The 20,599-nt window shown below is 28.9% G+C and carries 22 protein-coding genes; 18 read left to right on the top strand and 4 right to left on the bottom strand.

Annotation, left to right across the window (positions count from 1 at the left end):
* Window positions 1-109 precede the first annotated feature (109 nt).
* Window positions 110-1,351, bottom strand: a complete 1,242-nt coding sequence (locus ACULEV_RS05200; RefSeq protein WP_445457611.1) for a T9SS type A sorting domain-containing protein — start codon at window positions 1,349-1,351, stop codon at window positions 110-112.
* A 484-nt stretch (window positions 1,352-1,835) separates the two neighbouring features.
* Here ACULEV_RS05200 and ACULEV_RS05195 point away from each other — a divergent pair, with 484 nt between their 5' ends.
* The 5 genes from ACULEV_RS05195 to ACULEV_RS05175 all read left to right on the top strand — a co-directional run bounded on the left by ACULEV_RS05195 (window position 1,836) and on the right by ACULEV_RS05175 (window position 6,757).
* Window positions 1,836-2,270, top strand: a complete 435-nt coding sequence (locus ACULEV_RS05195) for a c-type cytochrome (protein ID WP_445457610.1) — start codon at window positions 1,836-1,838, stop codon at window positions 2,268-2,270.
* A gap of 79 nt (window positions 2,271-2,349) precedes the next feature.
* Window positions 2,350-5,139, top strand: a complete 2,790-nt coding sequence (gene uvrA, locus ACULEV_RS05190) for an excinuclease ABC subunit UvrA (RefSeq protein ID WP_445457609.1) — start codon at window positions 2,350-2,352, stop codon at window positions 5,137-5,139.
* Window positions 5,140-5,203: 64 nt separating this feature from the next.
* A complete protein-coding gene (locus ACULEV_RS05185) occupies window positions 5,204-5,566 on the top strand; it encodes a four helix bundle protein (protein ID WP_445457608.1) in 363 nt (120 codons plus the stop codon).
* Window positions 5,567-5,619: 53 nt separating this feature from the next.
* Complete coding sequence (gene rlmH / locus ACULEV_RS05180; protein WP_445457607.1) at window positions 5,620-6,093, top strand: 23S rRNA (pseudouridine(1915)-N(3))-methyltransferase RlmH; 474 nt, start codon at window positions 5,620-5,622, stop codon at window positions 6,091-6,093.
* A 163-nt stretch (window positions 6,094-6,256) separates the two neighbouring features.
* Complete coding sequence (locus ACULEV_RS05175) at window positions 6,257-6,757, top strand: hypothetical protein (protein ID WP_445457606.1); 501 nt, start codon at window positions 6,257-6,259, stop codon at window positions 6,755-6,757.
* A gap of 61 nt (window positions 6,758-6,818) precedes the next feature.
* On the opposite strand, the gene ACULEV_RS05170 is transcribed toward ACULEV_RS05175, so the two are convergent.
* Window positions 6,819-7,550, bottom strand: coding sequence for a hypothetical protein (locus ACULEV_RS05170; protein ID WP_445457605.1), 732 nt, complete (start codon window positions 7,548-7,550; stop codon window positions 6,819-6,821).
* A 27-nt stretch (window positions 7,551-7,577) separates the two neighbouring features.
* On the bottom strand, window positions 7,578-8,405 hold the full coding sequence (gene folP / locus ACULEV_RS05165) for a dihydropteroate synthase (RefSeq protein WP_445457604.1): 828 nt from the start codon (window positions 8,403-8,405) through the stop codon (window positions 7,578-7,580).
* Between the two features lie 118 nt (window positions 8,406-8,523).
* Between folP and ACULEV_RS05160 the strand changes: the two genes are divergently transcribed.
* The 10 genes from ACULEV_RS05160 (at window position 8,524) to ACULEV_RS05115 (ending at window position 17,697) form a co-directional block, all read left to right on the top strand.
* Window positions 8,524-9,066 (top strand): DUF1599 domain-containing protein, encoded by a 543-nt coding sequence (locus tag ACULEV_RS05160; protein WP_445457603.1) that lies wholly within the window; start codon window positions 8,524-8,526, stop codon window positions 9,064-9,066.
* 127 nt (window positions 9,067-9,193) lie between these two features.
* Entirely contained in the window at window positions 9,194-10,309 is a 1,116-nt protein-coding gene (locus ACULEV_RS05155; RefSeq protein ID WP_445457602.1) for a BT_3928 family protein, read from the top strand.
* Between the two features lie 338 nt (window positions 10,310-10,647).
* Window positions 10,648-11,148 (top strand): TlpA family protein disulfide reductase, encoded by a 501-nt coding sequence (locus ACULEV_RS05150; RefSeq protein ID WP_445457601.1) that lies wholly within the window; start codon window positions 10,648-10,650, stop codon window positions 11,146-11,148.
* Window positions 11,148-11,897, top strand: coding sequence for a triose-phosphate isomerase (gene tpiA / locus ACULEV_RS05145; RefSeq protein ID WP_445457600.1), 750 nt, complete (start codon window positions 11,148-11,150; stop codon window positions 11,895-11,897). Before ACULEV_RS05150 ends, tpiA begins: the two co-directional genes overlap by 1 nt.
* A 718-nt stretch (window positions 11,898-12,615) precedes the next feature.
* Window positions 12,616-12,840, top strand: coding sequence for a YgaP family membrane protein (locus tag ACULEV_RS05140; protein ID WP_445457599.1), 225 nt, complete (start codon window positions 12,616-12,618; stop codon window positions 12,838-12,840).
* A gap of 32 nt (window positions 12,841-12,872) precedes the next feature.
* Window positions 12,873-13,250: a hypothetical protein gene (locus ACULEV_RS05135; RefSeq protein ID WP_445457598.1), complete on the top strand. Its 378-nt coding sequence runs from the start codon at window positions 12,873-12,875 to the stop codon at window positions 13,248-13,250.
* 56 nt (window positions 13,251-13,306) lie between these two features.
* A complete protein-coding gene (locus ACULEV_RS05130) occupies window positions 13,307-14,347 on the top strand; it encodes a glycoside hydrolase family 130 protein (protein ID WP_445457597.1) in 1,041 nt (346 codons plus the stop codon).
* Between the two features lie 249 nt (window positions 14,348-14,596).
* Window positions 14,597-15,118, top strand: coding sequence for a helix-turn-helix domain-containing protein (locus tag ACULEV_RS05125; protein ID WP_445457596.1), 522 nt, complete (start codon window positions 14,597-14,599; stop codon window positions 15,116-15,118).
* Window positions 15,119-15,430: 312 nt separating this feature from the next.
* Window positions 15,431-17,302, top strand: coding sequence for a PAS domain S-box protein (locus ACULEV_RS05120; protein WP_445457595.1), 1,872 nt, complete (start codon window positions 15,431-15,433; stop codon window positions 17,300-17,302).
* Window positions 17,299-17,697: a response regulator gene (locus ACULEV_RS05115; protein WP_445457594.1), complete on the top strand. Its 399-nt coding sequence runs from the start codon at window positions 17,299-17,301 to the stop codon at window positions 17,695-17,697. Before ACULEV_RS05120 ends, ACULEV_RS05115 begins: the two co-directional genes overlap by 4 nt.
* A gap of 395 nt (window positions 17,698-18,092) precedes the next feature.
* Here ACULEV_RS05115 and ACULEV_RS05110 read toward each other — a convergent pair whose 3' ends face one another.
* Complete coding sequence (locus tag ACULEV_RS05110) at window positions 18,093-18,791, bottom strand: DUF1826 domain-containing protein (protein ID WP_445457593.1); 699 nt, start codon at window positions 18,789-18,791, stop codon at window positions 18,093-18,095.
* Between the two features lie 436 nt (window positions 18,792-19,227).
* Here ACULEV_RS05110 and ACULEV_RS05105 point away from each other — a divergent pair, with 436 nt between their 5' ends.
* From ACULEV_RS05105 to ACULEV_RS05095, 3 genes are all read left to right on the top strand, one after another.
* The gene (locus tag ACULEV_RS05105; RefSeq protein ID WP_445457592.1) at window positions 19,228-19,479 is read left to right on the top strand and encodes a hypothetical protein; all 252 of its coding nucleotides are present in this window, start codon (window positions 19,228-19,230) and stop codon (window positions 19,477-19,479) included.
* Window positions 19,480-19,760: 281 nt separating this feature from the next.
* Window positions 19,761-20,111, top strand: coding sequence for a hypothetical protein (locus ACULEV_RS05100; protein ID WP_445457591.1), 351 nt, complete (start codon window positions 19,761-19,763; stop codon window positions 20,109-20,111).
* Window positions 20,112-20,195: 84 nt separating this feature from the next.
* Entirely contained in the window at window positions 20,196-20,570 is a 375-nt protein-coding gene (locus ACULEV_RS05095; protein ID WP_445457590.1) for a hypothetical protein, read from the top strand.
* The last annotated feature ends 29 nt before the right edge of the window (window positions 20,571-20,599 follow it).

Genomic DNA, 20,599 nt, shown 5'->3' with positions numbered 1-20,599 from the left:
ATAATTATAGTTTAAACGGATTAAAATTATTTAATAAATTATTACTTCATAAAAGTAAAAAAAAAGGCATGCACTGCATACCTTTTTTAATTTTAAATAATATGAAGGATTAGTTTTTGATGAATATTTTTGTTGTAATTGCTTCTCCTGCTACTAAATTCACAAAATATTGTCCAGATTGTAATTCTGAAATATCTAAAGAAAAAAGCTCATTTTGAACTGATTTATCAAAAAGAATTTGTCCTAATTTATTATAAACTAAAACCTTATCAATTACTTCATTGGATTGAAAATTTAAAATATTAGAAGAAGGATTTGGATACATCTTAATATTCGATAAATTAAAATCTTCAGTATGTAAAGCGGCTGAAGTAAAATAAATATTATCAAAATATACTGTACCAGCAGTAGCAGCTAAAACATCAAATTTATATTGAAACCATGTAGAAGAATTGAATCCTAAATTTGTAAAGTATGACATCGGAATAGTTACACTTTTCCAAGTATTCAAGACAATAGCCTCTTGCTCAGGTAATCTGTAAACATACTCCATTACTGGACTATTAGAAATTAAATACAAACCAAAAGTGGTAGCATCGCTTGTCCAATAATCAAAATGTACATATTGTGCAGAAGAAACATCAGTCTGAGTATATCCTGCTCCAAAACCTGCTACAGCAAAATCAATTTTTATGGCATTATTAATTCCTGATCCAGAATCTAAATCAACATCAGTTGCAGTTCCGAATGAATATTGGTATGTGTTTGGATAAGATTCACCATACATACTTACAACAGTCGCTGGATCTGCCAATGGAACTGGTGCAGGCGTAGATGGTGTAGGCAATGGCGGTGGTGGAGCTACATTAGTTCCTCCTGCAAAATCATCAATCCAATAGGTATCTGTTTCATTATTGGCAAAATCTGTAAAAAGAACAACTTTGGAATAATTCCCTAATCCAGATCCAAAATCTAAACTTACAGACTGCCAAGCGGTGCCAGAAGTTGTAAAAGGCAATTCAACAGTAGCTGGTCCAGCAACTCCTCCTTCAAATTTCAATAAATGATTACCAGAAGTTGTTCCTGCTGATGGTTTAATCATAAATGTAATCGTATTATTAGCATCATCAGATAAATTTAAATTTTCAGCTAAGTTTAATTGTGCTGTATCATAGAATTGACCACCACCTACAACTTGTGCTACCATATTTCCAGAATCATCTATAATTGTTACACTACATCCATCATAGCCAGTCATTAAATCCAAAGGATCTGAAAAATCAAGTGGAAATGACTGAGAATACCCATTCATTATTCCGAAAAATAAAATTAAAAAAGTAATTTTTTTCATAATATATATTTAAATAGGTTAAAAATTAAGAATATTTAAATTTAATCACTAAAAAGAAACAAAATAGAAAATGACAGATATAGAAACTATACACATTTATTTTAATTTTAAAAAATTATTAAAACAATTAAAAAGCCCGAAAAATCAGTTATAATAATGGTTTATGCATTTTATAAAAAGAATTTAAAAAATAATTTACAACGGTTTCGTATAGGTAATGTATAGGTAAAAGACAATCTTTTAGTTCGTTTAAAAGCGCATTATTTTTAGAAAAAAGACATTTGTAGCAAAATAAATACTGTTTAAGCATATAACTTATTTTAGATCATCCTCTTTAAAAAACAAAAACACAATTCTATGCACTCAATAACTTGAATCATATAAAAATAGGTAATGAAAATATTTTTTTCTCATCACATGATATTTATCATTTATTACTCATTTTCATAATAATAATTTTGTGAAGTAATAAAAACAATCAACAATGAAAAAAGTTATTGCCTCATTTCTATTTATTTTAATTTGTTATTTAACATTTTCTTCTTTTTCATTTCATGAAAGTGAAAAATATACAAAAGCTACAAAATTGCAAGATATAAATAATGGTAAGAAATTATATGAAAAGTCTTGTATGATGTGTCACACAGCAAACGGACAAGGGCAGGGAACAAGTTTTCCTCCTTTAGCAAAATCAGATTACTTAAACGCAGACCCAAATAGAGCCATTCGAATTGTTATTTACGGTATTCAAGAACCTATTGTAGTTAATGGAAAAAAATATGAAAACTTCATGATTCCTCATAAAGATTTTTCAGATCAAGATGTTGCTGATGTATTGACCTATGTTTATTCAAATTGGGGAAACAATAAAACTAAAATAACTGCTGAAATGGTTAAAAAACAAAGAACAAAAAAATAAAAAAAATATTTACCTTTACATTTGAAAAATCGTTTAGAAATTAAACGATTTTTTTATTAATGTAAAAAAGATAAATACGTTGAATAAAGTAGATTTTTCAAAACTAGAGCCTAAAAAAAACATCCTTATTAAAGGAGCACAATTGCACAACCTTAAAAATATTGATGTAGCCATTCCAAGAAACAAATTAGTTGTAATTACTGGTTTGTCTGGATCTGGTAAATCGAGTCTTGCTTTTGATACACTTTATGCAGAAGGACAAAGACGTTATGTGGAAAGTTTATCTTCTTATGCAAGACAATTTTTAGGTCGTTTAGATAAGCCAAAAGTAGAATATATAAAAGGTATAGCACCAGCTATTGCAATTGAACAAAAAGTTAACACCACAAATGCTCGTTCTACAGTAGGTACTTCTACTGAAATATATGACTACTTAAAATTATTATTTGCAAGAATTGGTAAAACTTACTCTCCTATTTCTGGAAAAGAAGTAAAAAAAGACACCATTTCTGATGTCATCAATGAAGTAAAATCATTCGAAATAAATTCCAAATGGTTATTACTTGCTCCTATTCATTTAGAAGAAGGAAGACCATTAGAAGACAAGCTAAAAGTATTGCTTCAACAAGGTTTTGCCCGTATTCTTGTGAATAGTGAAATGATGAGATTAGATGAAATTGACCAACACTCATTAGACAACAAAGATATTTTATTAATAATTGATAGAATTATTGTCAAAGAAGAAGAAGAATTTTATAACCGTTTAGCTGATGCCATTCAAACTGCTTTTTATGAAGGTAAAGGAGAATGTTATCTACAGGAATTAGATAGTCAAAAAAGACATCACTTTAGTTCTAATTTTGAACTAGACGGTCTCACATTTTTAGAACCTAATGTACATTTATTTAGTTTTAACAATCCTTATGGAGCTTGTCCAAAATGTGAAGGTTATGGAAACATAATAGGAATTGATGAAGATTTGGTTATTCCAAATACTTCTCTTTCCGTTTATGAAAATGCTATTTTTCCTTGGAGAGGAGATAGTATGAGTTGGTTCAGAGACCAATTGGTCAACAATGCATACAAATTTGATTTCCCTATTCATAAATCATTTTTCGAACTTACCAAAGAACAAAAGCAACTCATTTGGGATGGAAATAAATACTTTACTGGTCTAAATGATTTCTTTAGCGAATTAGAAGAGAAAAATTATAAAATTCAAAATAGAGTATTACTTTCTCGTTATAGAGGAAAAACCAAATGTACCCTTTGCAAAGGAAAAAGATTACGTCCTGAAGCTAATAATATTAAAATATCCAATCATACTATTACAGAATTAGTCGATTTGCCAATTGTAAATCTTATTGAATTCTTTAAAAAATTAGAATTAAATGAATATGATACAAAAGTAGCCAAACGTTTACTTATAGAAATTAATAATCGTTTAGGTTTTCTAGCCAATGTAGGATTAAGTTACCTAACATTAAACCGAAATTCTGCTTCACTTTCTGGTGGAGAATCACAACGCATTAACTTAGCCACTTCACTTGGAAGTAGTTTAGTAGGTTCTATGTATATTTTAGACGAACCAAGTATTGGTTTACATCCAAAAGATACAGAACGTTTAATCGAAGTATTGAAAAATCTTCGCGATTTAGGTAACACAGTTATTGTTGTTGAACATGATGAAGACATCATGAAAGCAGCCGATATGATTATCGATATTGGTCCTGAAGCAGGAACACTTGGTGGTCATTTAGTTGCACAAGGAACTTATGACGAAATTTTAAAAGCAGATTCATTAACAGCAAAATATTTAAACGGTCAAGAAGAAATTAGTGTACCAAAAACACGAAGAAAATTCAAAAACCATATTGAAATCATTGGTGCAAGAGAAAACAACTTAAAAAATCAGAATTTCACTTTCCCGTTAGATTGTTTAACTGTTATAACAGGTGTTTCTGGTAGTGGAAAAAGTACATTAGTAAAGAAAATTTTATTTCCAGCCCTACAAAAAAAATTAGAAGGTGTTGGTGAAAAAGCGGGACAATTCACTGAATTAGCTGGAAATTTTGCAAACATTAAACATATTGAATATGTGGATCAAAATCCTATAGGTAGAAGTTCCCGTTCCAATCCAGTTACTTATATAAAAGCTTATGATGATATTCGTGACTTGTATTCCAAACAGAATTTGTCAAAATTAAGAGGCTATCAAGCTAAACATTTTTCTTTCAATGTAGATGGTGGACGATGTGAAACCTGCAAAGGAGATGGAGAAGTAACTATTGAAATGCAATTCATGGCCGATGTACATTTAGAATGTGAAACCTGCAATGGAAAACGTTTCAAAAAAGAAGTTTTAGAAGTAACTTTTGAAGGAAAAAACATTGATGATATTCTAAAAATGACCATTGATGATGCAGTTGAATTCTTTACCGTTAACAAACAAAATAAAATCACTCAAAAATTGCAACCCTTACAAGATGTAGGTTTAGGATATGTCCAATTGGGGCAATCTTCTTCTACACTATCTGGTGGAGAAGCACAACGTATAAAACTAGCTTCTTTTCTTGTAAAAGGAACAATTAAAGACAAAGCTTTATTTGTATTTGATGAACCAACGACAGGTTTGCATTTTCATGATATTAAAAAATTATTAAAATCATTTGAGGCTTTGATTGAAAAAGGACATTCTATAATTGTTATCGAGCACAATTTGGATTTAATCAAATGTGCCGATTATATTATTGATATAGGTCCAGAAGGTGGTGAACATGGTGGCCAATTAATGGCTTTTGGTACACCCGAAGAAGTAGCTAAAAATAAGAATTCAGTTACTGGTAAGTATTTGAAGGAGAAATTATGATAATGTGAAAATTTGTAAATATGTCAATAAGTCAATTACAGATTCTTTAATAATTTAAAATCATATGTTCAAATTTGAAGAGAAGTATAAAAATAATTTGATTCTTTTGAAATCTTTTGATTTTGCCAAGAAAGTCGTCGTCTATTGTGAGCTATTAGAATCTAAACGCAAATTCGTAATAGCCAATCAGTTGTTAAAGTCTGGCACTTCAATTGGCGCAAATATTAAAGAGGCGCAAAATTCAGAAAGTAAAGCAGATTTTGTTCACAAACTAAAAATTGCTATGAAAGAAGCTGAAGAGACTGAATTTTGGTTATTTTTATGCAATGACTTGGAAAATTATCCAAATTGTGAAAATTTAATAGAAGACATCTTTGAAATATTAAAAATCACAAACAAAATAATTGCCTCATCAAAATCAAAGTAATATTAAAAATAGAATTATTATTTTGCACATTTTCAAATTGACCCATTATCCCAATGAACATCAAACTACTAACAATCGGAAAAACCGACAACAAAGACTTACAATCTTTGATTGATGAGTACACAAAACGTTTGTCTTTTTATGTCAAATTTGATGTAGAAATTATTCCTGATATTAAGAACGTAAAGAATTTAAGTGAAGCACAGCAAAAAGAAAAAGAAGGAGAATTAATTCTTTCTAAAATAACACCAACAGATCATTTAATCCTTTTAGATGAAAACGGAAAAACATTTTCAAGCGTAGGCTTCTCTAATTTTTTACAAAAAAAAATGAATGCTGGTATAAAAACCCTAGTATTTGTAATTGGTGGTCCGTATGGTTTTAGCGAAAACGTCTACAAACAAGCTGCAGGTAAAGTTTCGCTATCAGAGATGACTTTTTCACATCAAATGGTACGTTTATTTGTTATTGAACAAATTTATAGAGGTTTCACTATTCTAAGAAATGAACCTTATCATCATCAGTAAATTTAACTTTTAAATTAAAATCATAACAACTATCTTTTATTTCTTACAAATGTTTAAGGAATAGTCATTAATTGCCTTTTTGCTTAATTTTTTTTTGCCATTATTTTTTTTTAACATATATTTAGCAAAAATAAATAACACTTAACCCAAACTAATAAAAGTTATGAAAAAAGTCATTATTGCCCTTGCATTAATCTCAAATTGTATTGCATTTGCTCAAATTAAAGTTATTGAAACTACTCCAGTTGTGAGATTAGGTTCTATCGGCCAAAATGATATGTTTATTCAAAATGAAGGTAACGAATACACTTTCTTCTATAAAAATGTAGAAAAAGAAGAAGAAACAAACACAAGATCTTTTTCTTTCAAAGATTTAGATAATGACTTTGTAAAATTACAAGAAATTATTGTTTCTGGTTTCAATGCAAATCCATTATTAGATATAAAATTAGAATTACCTAATCAATTTGTTTGGTTACATTATTCAAAAAATTTAGACCGTACTTTTGTACAATTTATGAGTAAAAATAAAAACAATGAAGTAACTGGTGTTTCTAAATCATTCAACTTAAGCCAAATTGATAAACTTTTTGAGAAAAAAGGAGTAAATGGAAATGGTAAAGACAAGAAAAAAGCAGATGATGTAATGTCAGAATTCAAATAAAAAGAAATAAATATAAACTATTAAAAAAGGGTATCAAAATTAAATTGACACCCTTTTTTAATTATAATGTACAACCGCATTCAGGTAATTGTTCTTCATCATAAATAAATTCATAAGAAGACAATTGAATTTGATCTGACGTTAATTGCCATGCTAAAACTTTATCTTGGATATATTCACCATAAGACAAACGTTTATCAAAATTCAAATGAATAATAGTTGTTTTACCGTTACTCATAAAATCAGCAAAATCTTTTATATATGCTATAAATTCTTCTCGTTCCACTTCATTACCATCAACTGTTATGGCATTGTCCACATTAAAATTAACTGTTAGATTGTAATAATCAATGTATAAATCGCCATGTTCTTTAATATAAAACTTTGAAAAATCTTTATCATACTTATATTGCACATCAGTAAAAGGTAAAAAAGCTAAACTTTTTGTAATACTGTCTGAATAAGAGAACACATTCATAGCTTCATCATTCTTATGACTCGACCTTTTTTTCTTAGCTTGTAATGCTTTTATTTCAGGAATTAATAACCCTAATGACAAACGTTTATCAATATTAAAAATCCAGTTCGTTGTACTTATACTGTTTTTAGCATTCACTTCAACCAAAGTCTCCTTATCATTTGCTTCATAAAACATATATATAGGAGAATGGTCTTCTATAGTTTTTATTACAGAAACACCCGCTTGAGGCAATAATACATCTTCTTTTTTACAAGAATATAAAATTGATAATACTAAAACAGCAACCAATAAACCTTTTATATTTAACTTCATTTTGTATTTTTTTAATTTTTAAATTCTTTATATTTTTTTACTCATTTCTATCAATTTCACACATTCAATAGCTTCTTTCACGTCATGAACTCTTAAAATTGAAGCTCCTTTTTGCAAAGCGAGAACATTTAAAACTGTTGTTCCATTCAAAGCCTCATTTGGTGTACATTCCAATAATTTATAGATCATGGACTTTCTAGAAACGCCAACAAGGATAGGTAATTCTAAAAAACTAAAGTACTCTAATTTTTGAAGCACTTCATAATTGTTTTCCAATGTTTTTGCAAAACCAAAACCAGGATCAATAATAATGTCATTTAAACCAAAACTTCTTGCCTTCTGAATTCGCTCTGAAAAATAAAACATCATTTCTTTAACAACATCTTCATAATTAGCTAAGGACTGCATCGTTTTTGGATTACCTTTCATGTGCATCATAATATAAGGAATTTGCAATCGAGCAATGGTTTCTAACATCTTTTCATCTAGCATTCCAGCAGAAATATCATTTACTATAGCTGCTCCATTTTCTATCGCTTTTTCAGCAACATGACTTCTAAAAGTATCTATTGAAAGTATCGTTTCTGGAAATTTTGTTAAAACCAATTCTATTACAGGAAGCAATCGGTTTAATTCTTCTTCTTCAGAAACAAAGTTGGCTCCTGGCTTTGAAGAATAAGCACCAATATCAATAAAAGTAGCTCCATCCGTTAGCATTTTTTCAACCTGATTTAAAAGAATTGTTTCCTCTTTATATTTACCACCATCAAAAAAAGAATCAGGTGTGGTATTTAAGATTCCCATAACTTTAGGAATAGATAAATCAATTAAATTACCTTTACAGTTAATTGTCATAAAAAGGGTATGGTTTATTATTGATAGTTTAAAATCTAAAAATCTTTATACTTAATACTTCAATCTTAATACTATATTCTTTATTTTTGAAAAAAATTCATACAAATATACCAAATAAATGAAGAATACTTCACAACAATATGATGCAGTAATTACAATTTGTCGCGATTTATTTACCAAAAAGACAAAAGATTATGGTACGGCTTGGAGAATATTACGTTTACCATCTTTGACCGATCAAATTTTCATAAAAGCACAGCGTATTCGTGGGTTACAAGAAAATGAAGTTCGTAAAATTGATGAAGATGAAACTTCCGAATTTATAGGAATTATTAACTATTGTATCATGGCATTGGTACAAATTGATAAAGGTATTGCTACTCAACCTGATTTAACGTATGATCAAGCGGTTCAATTATATGATGAAAAAATAGCATTAACTAAAAAGTTAATGGAAGATAAAAATCACGATTATGGAGAAGCTTGGAGAGACATGCGTGTGAGTAGCCTAACCGATTTAATTTTACAAAAACTCCTTCGAGTAAAACAAATAGAAAATAACCAAGGAAAAACCTTAGTTTCAGAAGGTATTGATGCAAATTACCAAGACATGATTAACTATTCTGTTTTTGCATTAATCCATTTAGGAAAAGCAGATTAGAATATCTAGATTGAAATATTAAGTATAGCTATATAATTCTAGTGTACTGATGATAATGAGGATATATCAAGAACAATATGATTTAAACGACCTTAAACTCTTACAACAACATTAAATATTTAAAAAAATGAACTTTAGAAATATAACCACACAAGCTGCAAGAATATTAGTTGGATTTTTATTTATCATTTCAGGGTTAATAAAACTAAACGACCCTTTAGGATTTTCATATAAGTTAGAAGAATATTTTAGTGCCAATGTTTTAAACATGGAATTCCTAATTCCTTACGCATTAATCATTGCCTGTTTTGTAGTAATTTTTGAAGTAGTTTTAGGAGTCATGCTACTCATTGGTTTTAAAACCAAATTTACTGTGTGGAGTTTACTTGCAATGATAGTATTCTTTACTTTTTTAACCTTCTATTCTTGGTATTTTGATAAAGTAAAAGATTGTGGATGCTTTGGAGATGCTTTAAAATTAACCCCTTTTGAATCTTTCATTAAAGATTTAGTATTAACAGTATTCATTTTAATTCTTTTCTTCAATCAAAAATTCATCAAACCATTATATGGAAAAACGGCACTTAATTTAACCGTTTTTGCTTCTTATTCGCTGTGTTTGTTTATGGCATTTTATGTATTACAACACTTACCATTAAAAGATTTTAGAGCCTATAAAGTAGGAAATAACATCCAGAAAGGTATGGAAATACCAGAAGGAGCTCCAAAAAGCGAATACGAAATGGTTTTCATTTACAAAGTAAATGGTGTAGAAACTGAGATTCCTTATGCTGATGTTATGGCAAATAAAGTACCAGAAGGAGCAGAATTTATAGATCGAAAAGATAAAGTAATCAAAGAAGGATACATACCTCCTATTCACGATTTTAGCATAGAAAAAGATGGTTCTAATTATGTAGAAAGTATTTTAGAAGAACCAAAAGTTATCCTTTTAATTTCTTACGATTTGAATAAATCGAAAGAAAAAGGGATGAAAAAATTAGAAGAATTGAATAAAAAAGCAGCAGCAAAAAACTATTTAGTAATCGGATTAACAGCCTCAGATCTTTCAATTTCTGAAGCTTTTAAAAAGGAATTTGGTCTAACTTTTGACTATTATTTTTGCGATCCAACTACTTTAAAAACAATTGTTAGAGCAAATCCAGGAATTGTAGTTTTAGAAAAAGGAACTATTGTTCAAAAAGTACATTATAATGATATTGAAAAAGTAGTTTTAAAGTAAATTAATCATTTAAAAAAGGTAATCTTTCTATTTACTTTTCTTTTATTCAGCTGTGAATCTGTTGTAGATTATATTTTAAAAATAGACCTACATAGAGGAAAAAAACTTAAACAATGGAATTGTTATGCAAAGTATAATGATTTTATAGTAGTAGACATAATGATGATACAAATAATGATAATTTATGCGGAAATACAGTTAGTAAATCTTACCAAATAGCTATATATTAGTACTCAAATTAGAAAAAGTTAGTTGGCTAACAAATAACTGCTTTTCACTTTTAATTAAGAAAGATACAAAATAGAAAACGTAATTTTGAAACACAAAAAAAAACAAAAATGAAAAAAATAATTGCGCTATTCAGTTTAGCATTATTCATTACCTCTTGTTCATCCAATGCACAAGATACTGAATTTAAAAAAGAAGCTTTAGAAAATGTAATGACAACAACAGATAATGAATCCATTACCTTTCAAGAAATTATAAATAAATACAAAGGTCAAACAGTAGTTATAGATGTTTGGGCATCATGGTGTTCCGATTGTATAAAAGGAATGCCAAAAGTAAAAACATTACAAGAACAATTCCCAGAAGCCACTTATTTATTCATTTCTATGGACAAAAATTATGATGCTTGGATAAAAGGTATTGCAAAATATGAAGTAAAAGGAGAACATTATCTTACATCAGATGGAATGAAAGGTGTTTTTGGTAAATCAATCAAACTGGATTGGATTCCAAGATATATGGTCATCGATAAAGAAGGAAAAATAGCTTTATTTAAAGTAATTGAAGCAGACGATAACAAACTAATAGAAACTCTAAAATCTTTACAATAATGAGAAAAAATATTGTTGCAGGAAACTGGAAAATGCACAAAACACATACAGAAACCTTAGCTTTACTTGATGAAATAGTATTAAAAAAACAAGATACAACTACAGAAATCATAGTTGCTCCTACTTATGTAAACTTAAAAGCAGCAGCAGATAAAGTAACAGGAAAAGGAATTACAGTAGCTGCACAAAACATGCATCAAGCTGAAGGTGGTGCATTTACAGGAGAAATTGCTGCTTCTATGTTAACAGACATTAATGTAAAAACCGTTATCTTAGGTCATAGTGAAAGACGTGCTTATTTTCATGAAACAGATGCCTTATTAGCCAATAAAGTAGATACTGCTTTAAAACACGATATGCGTATCATCTTTTGTTTTGGTGAAGAATTAAAAGACCGTCAAATAGACAATCATTTTAATATAGTAGAATACCAATTAAGAGACGGACTTTTTCACTTAGAAAAAAAGGATTGGACAAACATTGTTTTAGCATACGAACCAGTTTGGGCAATTGGAACTGGTGAAACAGCATCTCCAGAACAAGCACAAGAAATGCACTTATTCATTAGAAATTTAGTAGCAAAAGTTTATGGTAATGACATTGCAGACAATCTTTCTATTTTATATGGAGGAAGTGTAAAACCAGACAATGCAAAAGAAATTTTCTCAAAACCAGACGTAGATGGTGGTTTAATAGGTGGTGCTTCTCTAAAAGCTGACGATTTCTTAGCTATCGTAAACGGATTTTAATTAATTTCTAAAAAATAGTGTCTAGTACTAAATAATCATCGATACAGATTATAGACAAAATAAATTAAACAGCATCAAAAACGTTTTTGATGCTGTTTTTAGTTTTATAGGTTTTCTTACTATTATATTTTGCTCGTGCATTTGATTTGGCATAAGTATATGGTTTGACAAATGAGGTCTTTTCTTATTATATACGAAGAGTTAAACCTAACATCTTATCCGTTATATTAGACTTATCTCCACTGAGTTTAAAAAAATCAGGTCCAATTCCTCTTTTTATAAAAATAAGAAACATAAACCTTCAAAAAGGTTATACTTTCACTCTTCTACCTTAAAATCATGTAATTCTATTAACTAATTATGTAACAGATTCGACTATTAAATTCTCATCTTTGTATAGTAAATGGATATTTTTTGTGCAAAAATAGTCAAGATGAAAATAATGTAGAATCATAAAAAGACATTCGAGATATAATCAAATGAAAATCTATACTACATAATGTTGAAAATTACGAGTAACTGTGACCAATGAAATTGAATAGAAAGAAGAAGCAGAATACAAAGTTTTCAAAACACTTGACATCTGTTATGTAAAGAACTTAGCAATGGATTGCTATAAAGAATAAAGCCAGTATTTCATTTACTAGATACAAGTTCTGAATAATCAACACTCTTAAGTAAATGACTTATAACCTTATAACAAATAAACTCTACATATATGAAAAAAAACATGGGATTAGCGGACCAAATTATCAGATTTGGTCTAGCCATAATTATCACCGTATTATACCTTACTAATTTTATCACAGGTACTTTAGCCTTGATTTTACTAGTAGTATTAGGTATTTTAATAAGCACAAGTCTTTTTAGTTTTTGTCCAATTTATCTTCTATTTGGAATAAGTACAAAGAAAAAATCAAAATATAAAAAAAGGTCTTATTAAAATAATTACAAACACTTTTAAATAACAATAAAATGGAAACACAAAAAAAATTAGGTATTTGGATGGATCATGCTAACGCTAATTTAATTGATTTAGATTCCAAAAAAACAAGTCACTCTATAACATCAGAATTTACTTTTAGTACAAAAGAAGAAATATTGACTAGAAGCGAAAAAAGTATGCATAACAAACGTCAACAAATGCAAGAAGCTTATTACAAAGAAATTGCTAACGAAATTTTGAAGTATAATCATGTATTATTATTTGGCCCAACAAATGCCAAAACAGAACTACATAATTACTTAAAGGAAGATTTACATTTTAAAGACATACAAATTGACATTGAAACTTCAGATAAAATGACAGACAATGAAAAGGAAGCTTTTGTAAAAAATCATTTTCAAAACTAGCCTTTAAATTTCTCTTGAATCATAAAGATGCCTCTTTAACTAAAATAAAATAAAAAATGATTACAATCAAAAGAGAAGGTATTATTCTTTCAAAAACCAATCTGGATTTTGAAAATGATGGAGTATTAAATCCTGCTATTATTCAAGAAGGAAATACAGTTCATGTACTCTATCGAGCTGTTCGAAAAGGTAATTATTCAACTATTGGTTATGCCAAATTAGAAGGTCCTTTAAAAGTGGTGGAGCGAAAAAAAGAACCTCTAATCATTCCAACTACAGATGATGAAGTTCATGGAATTGAAGATCCAAGAATAGTAAAAATCGACAATATTTATTATTTAACCTATTGCGCTCATGATGGAGTAAATGCATTAGGGTCTTTTGCCACTTCTTCAGACCTAATTCACTTTGAAAAACAAGGCGTAATTGTTCCTCGACTATCTTATGAAGAATTTAGCCTGTTAACAGAATACGATAAAGATTTAAATGAAAAATATAAACGCTTTTATATTTATGAAAACATTAAAAATAATTCAAATAAAAAAAGGCTACTTTGGAACAAAAATCTAATTTTTTTTCCCAGAACTATCAAAGATAAATTTACCTTTTTACATCGAATAAGGCCTGATATTCAAATTGCTTCTGTAAAAAATCTCAAAGAACTAACAAAAGAATTCTGGAAAGACTATTTGCTACATCTTAATGAACATATTTTGATGACTTCAAAATATGAACATGAAATGAAATATATAGGTGGTGGTTGTCCTCCAATTGAAACAAAAGCGGGATGGCTTCTTATATATCACGGTGTTCATGATACAGCCGAAGGCAAAGTATATTGCGCTTGTGCTGCATTGCTCGATTTGGAAAATCCAAAAAAAGAAATAGCCCGATTACCTTATGCCTTGTTTAAACCCGAATTACCATGGGAATGTTCAGGCTATGTAGATAATGTTGTTTTCCCAACAGGAACATCTCTTTTTGATGATATATTATATATTTATTATGGTGCGGCCGATAAACGAATAGCGGTCGCTTCAGTAAATTTAGAAGAATTAATTGCAGAATTATTACAATATCGAAAAGACAAAAGATGATTTTATTCATATTTTCGCCAATATTATGGAAGGACAAACTGTTGCTCAAAAAAAGAACCTTTCTGAAAGAATCATTGCTGAATAGAAATTGATGTTCCGAAAATAAGCAACCTTTTATTTAAACCATTCTTTGTAGCAATTTTAACCAAAATTAGAAATTGCTACAAAAAGTGTAGCAAAAATTTTATTTTAAAAAAAATGCTACATAAATTGTAGCAAAATAAAAAAAAATTAAAAATTGCTACAGCTATGAAAAAAAATAAAGAAGAAAAAGCATTAAGAGACTATTTTGGAATTACACAAGATGATATGGCCATGCTATTACAAGTAACTCGTAGTCAATATTCGCTATTTGAATTAGGGAAAAGAAGTTTACCAAGTAAAGCTACTATTCAACTTGCAGAAATGTTATCTTATATTCAAGAAGCTACTTTAAATACAAAACTTTCAGTTAAAACTCTAAAAGAGCAAACAGCTGCTAAACAAAAATTTTGGGAAGAAGAACTAATTGTAAACACTCACAAACAAAATGCCTTGGAAAACAAAATAAAACGAATTTCAAAAAAATACGAAGCAGCTAAAGCTGTTTTGCATCTTGCAAATTATTTAGAAAAAAGTAAAAACCATAAAGATTTAGCTACCATTTATCGTTCGCAAGCGTTGAGAGACATTGAAAAAAATAACGAAAGAGTTCAAGAAAAACTAAATATGCAATTGAAAAACCTAAGCTTTTACGAACAACAAATTCAAAAAGCATTGAAAGAATTATAAAAAATTCTTGATAAGATTTACATTCTAAATTTTATAAGTTACTACAAGACCAATCTACAAGGAGTGCTTTTTGTGAAGAGAAACACAACAAAAAAAGAGACTAACCTCCTTTTATAACAACAACATAACTCATTTTTTTTTACCGAATTTTCTTCTAAAATTTAAAAAGAGTTTTGAATTTGCAAACTTTTGTCTTAAATTTACCTAACTGTCACAAGCAAAACATACTATATAGTCAATGCTTCAAGACAAAGGAATGTTACAACTAATTTTGGTTTACCTGTAAACTAATTAATGCTAAATATAATTGTCATGGAGAAAATAGCAGACTATAAGTATGCTCTCGATGAGTCATCAATTATTGCTATTACCGACCAAAAAGGAATCATCAATTATGTAAATGATAATTTCTGTAATATTTCAAAATATACAGCTGAGGAGTTAATCGGACAAGATCATCGTATCATAAATTCAGGATATCACCCAAAAGAATTTATTAAAGAACTTTGGACCACTATTGCTAATGGCAAAGTATGGAAAGGTGAACTGAAAAATAAAGCAAAAGATGGAACTGTTTATTGGGTCGACACCACTATTGTACCCTTTTTAAATGCGGATAACAAACCTTATCAGTATGTTGCCATTCGTTCCGATATAACAGATAGAAAAAAGGGAGAAGAAGAACTTAAAAAAATCCTAAAAGAAATTTCTGATTATAAGTATGCGCTTGACGAATCGGCTATTGTTGCCATTACAGATCAAAAAGGAATTATAACTCACGTAAATGCTAACTTTTGCAAAATATCAAAATATTCCATTAAAGAATTAATTGGACAAGATCATCGTATCATAAATTCAGGATATCACTCGAAAGAATTTATTAAGAAACTTTGGAAAACTATTGCCAATGGTAAAGTATGGAGAGGAGAACTAAAAAATAGAGCAAAAGACGGTTCTACTTATTGGGTAGACACTACGATTGTTCCTTTTTTAAATCAGGCTGGTAAACCCTACCAATATGTTGCTATTAGATCAGATATTACCGAAAGAAAAAATGGAGAAGAAGAACTAAAAAAAATATTAAAAGAAATTTCTGATTATAAATATGCACTTGACGAATCGGCTATTGTTGCTATTACTGACCAAAAAGGAATTATTACTCACGTAAATGCCAACTTTTGTAAAATATCAAAATATTCCACCGAAGAACTAATTGGACAAGATCATCGCATTATAAACTCAGGATATCACTCAAAAGAATTTATTAAAGAACTTTGGAGAACCATTGCCAATGGTGAAGTTTGGAAAGGTGAACTAAAAAACAGAGCAAAAGACGGTTCTACTTATTGGGTAGACACTACGATTGTTCCCTTTTTAAATCAGGCTGGTAAACCCTACCAATATGTTGCCATTAGATCAGATATTACAGAACGAAAAGAAGGAGAAAAACAAATCAAGAAAAGCAATATAAAAGCTATTGAACACGCACAAATATTGGAATTAAAAAACACTCAACTTGTTGATTTCTGCAATATTGTTTCCCATAATTTAAGAGCACCATTAATAAATATCTCTATGTTAGTGGATTATCTTGAACAAAGCGAAGATGAAATAGAACGCAAAGAAGTACTAACAAAAATAAAACCAGTAGTCAATCATTTAATGGATGTTTTCAATGAATTGGTAGAATCGATACAAGTAAAACAAGACACAGAAGTAAAATCAGACCCTATCGTTTTAAAAGATTGTTTAGAAAAGGTTTTAAGAGGTTTTGAAACTCAAATTCAAGAATATGAGGCAACTATTCAAATCGACTTAAATGAAGCGGCTACAATCTATTTTCCTCAAAAATATATGGAAAGTATTTTATCAAATTTAATAAGTAATGCTCTTAAATACAGATCTCCAAACAAGAAGCCCATAATTACAATAAAAACTAAAAAAGAAGCAAAAAACACAGTAGTATTATCAGTATCCGATAATGGATTGGGTATCGATTTAGTATTACATAAGGATCAAATTTTTAAAATTCGTAAAACATTTCACAAACATCCCGATGCAAAAGGATTTGGTTTGTTTATGACAAAAACCCAAGTGGAAGCCATGAATGGAAAAATTTGGGCTGAGAGCCAACCTGAGATAGGAAGTACCTTTTTCATAGAATTTAAAACCCAAAATATATGACCCAAATAAAAAATCTAGCACTCGTTGATGACGATGATGTCTTCGTTTTCCTAACAAAAAAAACCATTGAACAAACTAAACTAGTTGATCTAATAAAAGTTTTCGGAAATGGTTTAGACGCAATAAATTTTTTGAAAGAAAACAAAAACAATGTTGACGTTTTACCTGAAATTATCCTTTTAGACCTTAGTATGCCCATAATGAACGGTTGGCAGTTCCTTGAAGAATTCACTAAAATTAACCCTTCGTTAGGAAAAAAGATTACCATTTACATCTGTTCTTCTTCTATTTCTCAGGACGACATTACTAGGGCAAAATCCATCAATGAAGTTTCAGATTATATCATTAAACCTATAACTAAGGACAAATTAATAGATTTGATAGAAAAGCTATAGAAAGAGAAATGTTTTAAATTTTAAACAATAAAAAAATTAAGAGTATTAAGTTCACTCATACTTAAACTTAATTCCTTAACGATTCAAACAAAAACTTCTCGATACGCTACGCACTCGAAGTGACGTGGATTATGTAGCGAAAATTTTTTGTAATGAGCACTCCGTCAGTTCGAGTGTTTTTTATGGAATGAAATAAAAATATATCGAGAACTCCTCAACTGAGAACAAAACTTCTCGATACGCTACGCACTCGAAGTGACGTGGATTGTGTAGCGAAAATTTTTTGTAATGAGCACTCCGTCAGTTCGAGTGTTTTTTATGGAATGAAATGGAATAAAAAATGTATCGAGAACTCGTGTCTACTAGAAACAAAAACTTCTCGATTATATTTTTTTTTAGCAAATCAACAACAAACGATATTCACCCTCATTTTCCTTTGGTGCTCTGTGAATACAAGGCAACACCTGCTGTTCTGGATGATCTACAGCCAAGCGACAAAGGTGTCCTAGTCCTAAAACAATTGGCACAGCATTAGATTGTACCTCATAATGCAAATCAAAATAATTGTCTCTTAAAAAATTGTCAAACTCATCCGCTGGACCATCATATAACTCTTTAAGTTTTGCGCGAATTTCTGGAATTAGAATTTTTTGTTGTGCTTGTGCATTGGAAATAATCTCACTTGCTGCTCCATAATACGTACATAAAAAAGTATCTGTAGCAATGGGCGAACGGTCAACATGATAGGAATACACATCTGTAGCTATGAAATCAAAGACATCATCTCGTTCGTAACATTTTAGTAAATTAAGTGTTGGGGAAGCTCCGTAATCCGATAATAATTGAAAATCATTTAAAATAATGGCTCTTGCAACATTTCCTTTTTCTGATAGTTGGAGTGCCAATAAATCTTCAGGATAAATTTCTGTTACATCTTCTTTTAATTGCAATTGCGTTACTATCTCTTTAAAATCACCTTCCAAATTTCTGTCCCAACATAAAGCATTCTTTTCTCCCTTAAAATCTGTTTGTACTAGTTCCTCAAAACTCGATACCCTTCCAATTTGGTTGTTTTCAGAAAATATGTTGCTCATAGTATGTGATTGTGAAATTGAATTACGTAATGCATTACAAAATTATGGAATTGCAAGAAGTTGTAGCATTTTTATTGCTATAAACTTTTGCCTAATTCAACTTTATATCTTAAACAAAAACTTCTCGATACGCTTCGCACTCGAAGTGACGTGGATGATGTAGAGAAAATTCTTGTAACTAGCACTTCGTCAGTTCGAGTGTCTTTTATGGAATGAAATGGAATAAAAAATGTATCGAGAACTCGTCTACTGAAAAAGAAATATTCTTAAAAAGTTACGTTTTCCCGTAAAAAACACAAAAACCTTCTCCCTATTTTTACAAAAAAAAGAAGACAAAATCTCAAAACTACGTAAAAATATATATTGTTAATGTAAAATATAAAGTTTAGATTTGGTAACAAAAAATCACTAATTATTCTCTAATTTTAAACTAAATTTGAATATAAAATGGAAAATAAGAGGCATTGTTTTTGGAAGTTTATATCCAAACAAGATTCATATTCACGTTGGGTATGGAATTGGATTTATGGAAGGAGGTAATTTATTAATGGTTGAAAGAGAAAAAGTACCTACCGATTGCAGAATGCCAAATACATATGTTTGGATATTAACAGAAGAAATTGGCTATAAAAATATAAAAATTGAAAAAATGTCAGATTCTGATATTGAAGACAATATTTTTATATAAAAACTTAAAATTTAAACAGTAAGAAATTAAGAACAACTCTTACTGAAAAGATAATTCCTTAATAGTTAAAATGTATAAACGAAAAATAATTAGTATTCACATTCTATTATTTATACTATTATCAACTCTATTGGTTCTATCGGCTGAATCATTATTAAGTATAATTGCTCCTGGTCTTCATGATATTTTCATGTGGATAAATTTAATAATCTATGGAACAATTTTTATATTTATTACAATTCTTATTTCTTATTTGATTTTTCTAAAAAACACAAAGCAAAATGAAAGATAGACCAGTTTTGATTTCAGTAATCATTCTAAGTTTGATTATCGAGCTAATTTTAATAGTATTAGTCTATAACAAAATAGGAACTCAAAGACTACCTTCTCAAATAGGGAGACTATCATTTCAACTAATTTTCATAATGTTAATTCTAACACGACGATCTAATATTTCTCTTTTTGTACTTACAGCATATCATATTTTTACTGGATTATTTATACTATATTCAAGTAATTCAACAGAATGGTTTGGAAAAATTTTAATTATTTACCATTTTGGAATTGGAATACTAATTTACTTTCATGATTGGATAGAAAGTAAATTAAAAAAGGAAAAACATAATCCATAAAAAACTACTAACCATTATTTTTAGGAATTTTAATACTAACAGCTTTTTTATAAGCTTTAAAAAATGAAAGTTTTAAACTAAAAAATGAAACTATTAATTGAATTTCCAATGCAAATTGTAATAACTTATCACGGCATAAGTAATCTTGACGAAACTTTAGATGAAAATATATCCTATTTGATTGGAAAATATTTTTATCAAAACAATATTGATTTCAAGATGCTATCTCTTAATTTTATTGCATCCAAACCAAATATAAATGACAAACTAATTCGATATGAGATTGAATTAGGAGTCAATAAATCTGAATTTCAGTATGATTGGATTTTAAAAGAGCTTGAAATGGAAGGCTACGAAAAAGGATTAACCATAAAAACTCCTGAAAATGAAATTATTTATGCTGATGAATATACAGCTGACATTACATTTAGAAGAAAATTAAAAAAATATAATTTTTAAAAACTACGTTTTCCTGTAAAAAACACCAA

The sequence above is a fragment of the Flavobacterium sp. HNIBRBA15423 genome, from assembly GCF_052655965.1.
This window is presented reverse-complemented; position numbering and strand designations above follow the sequence as displayed.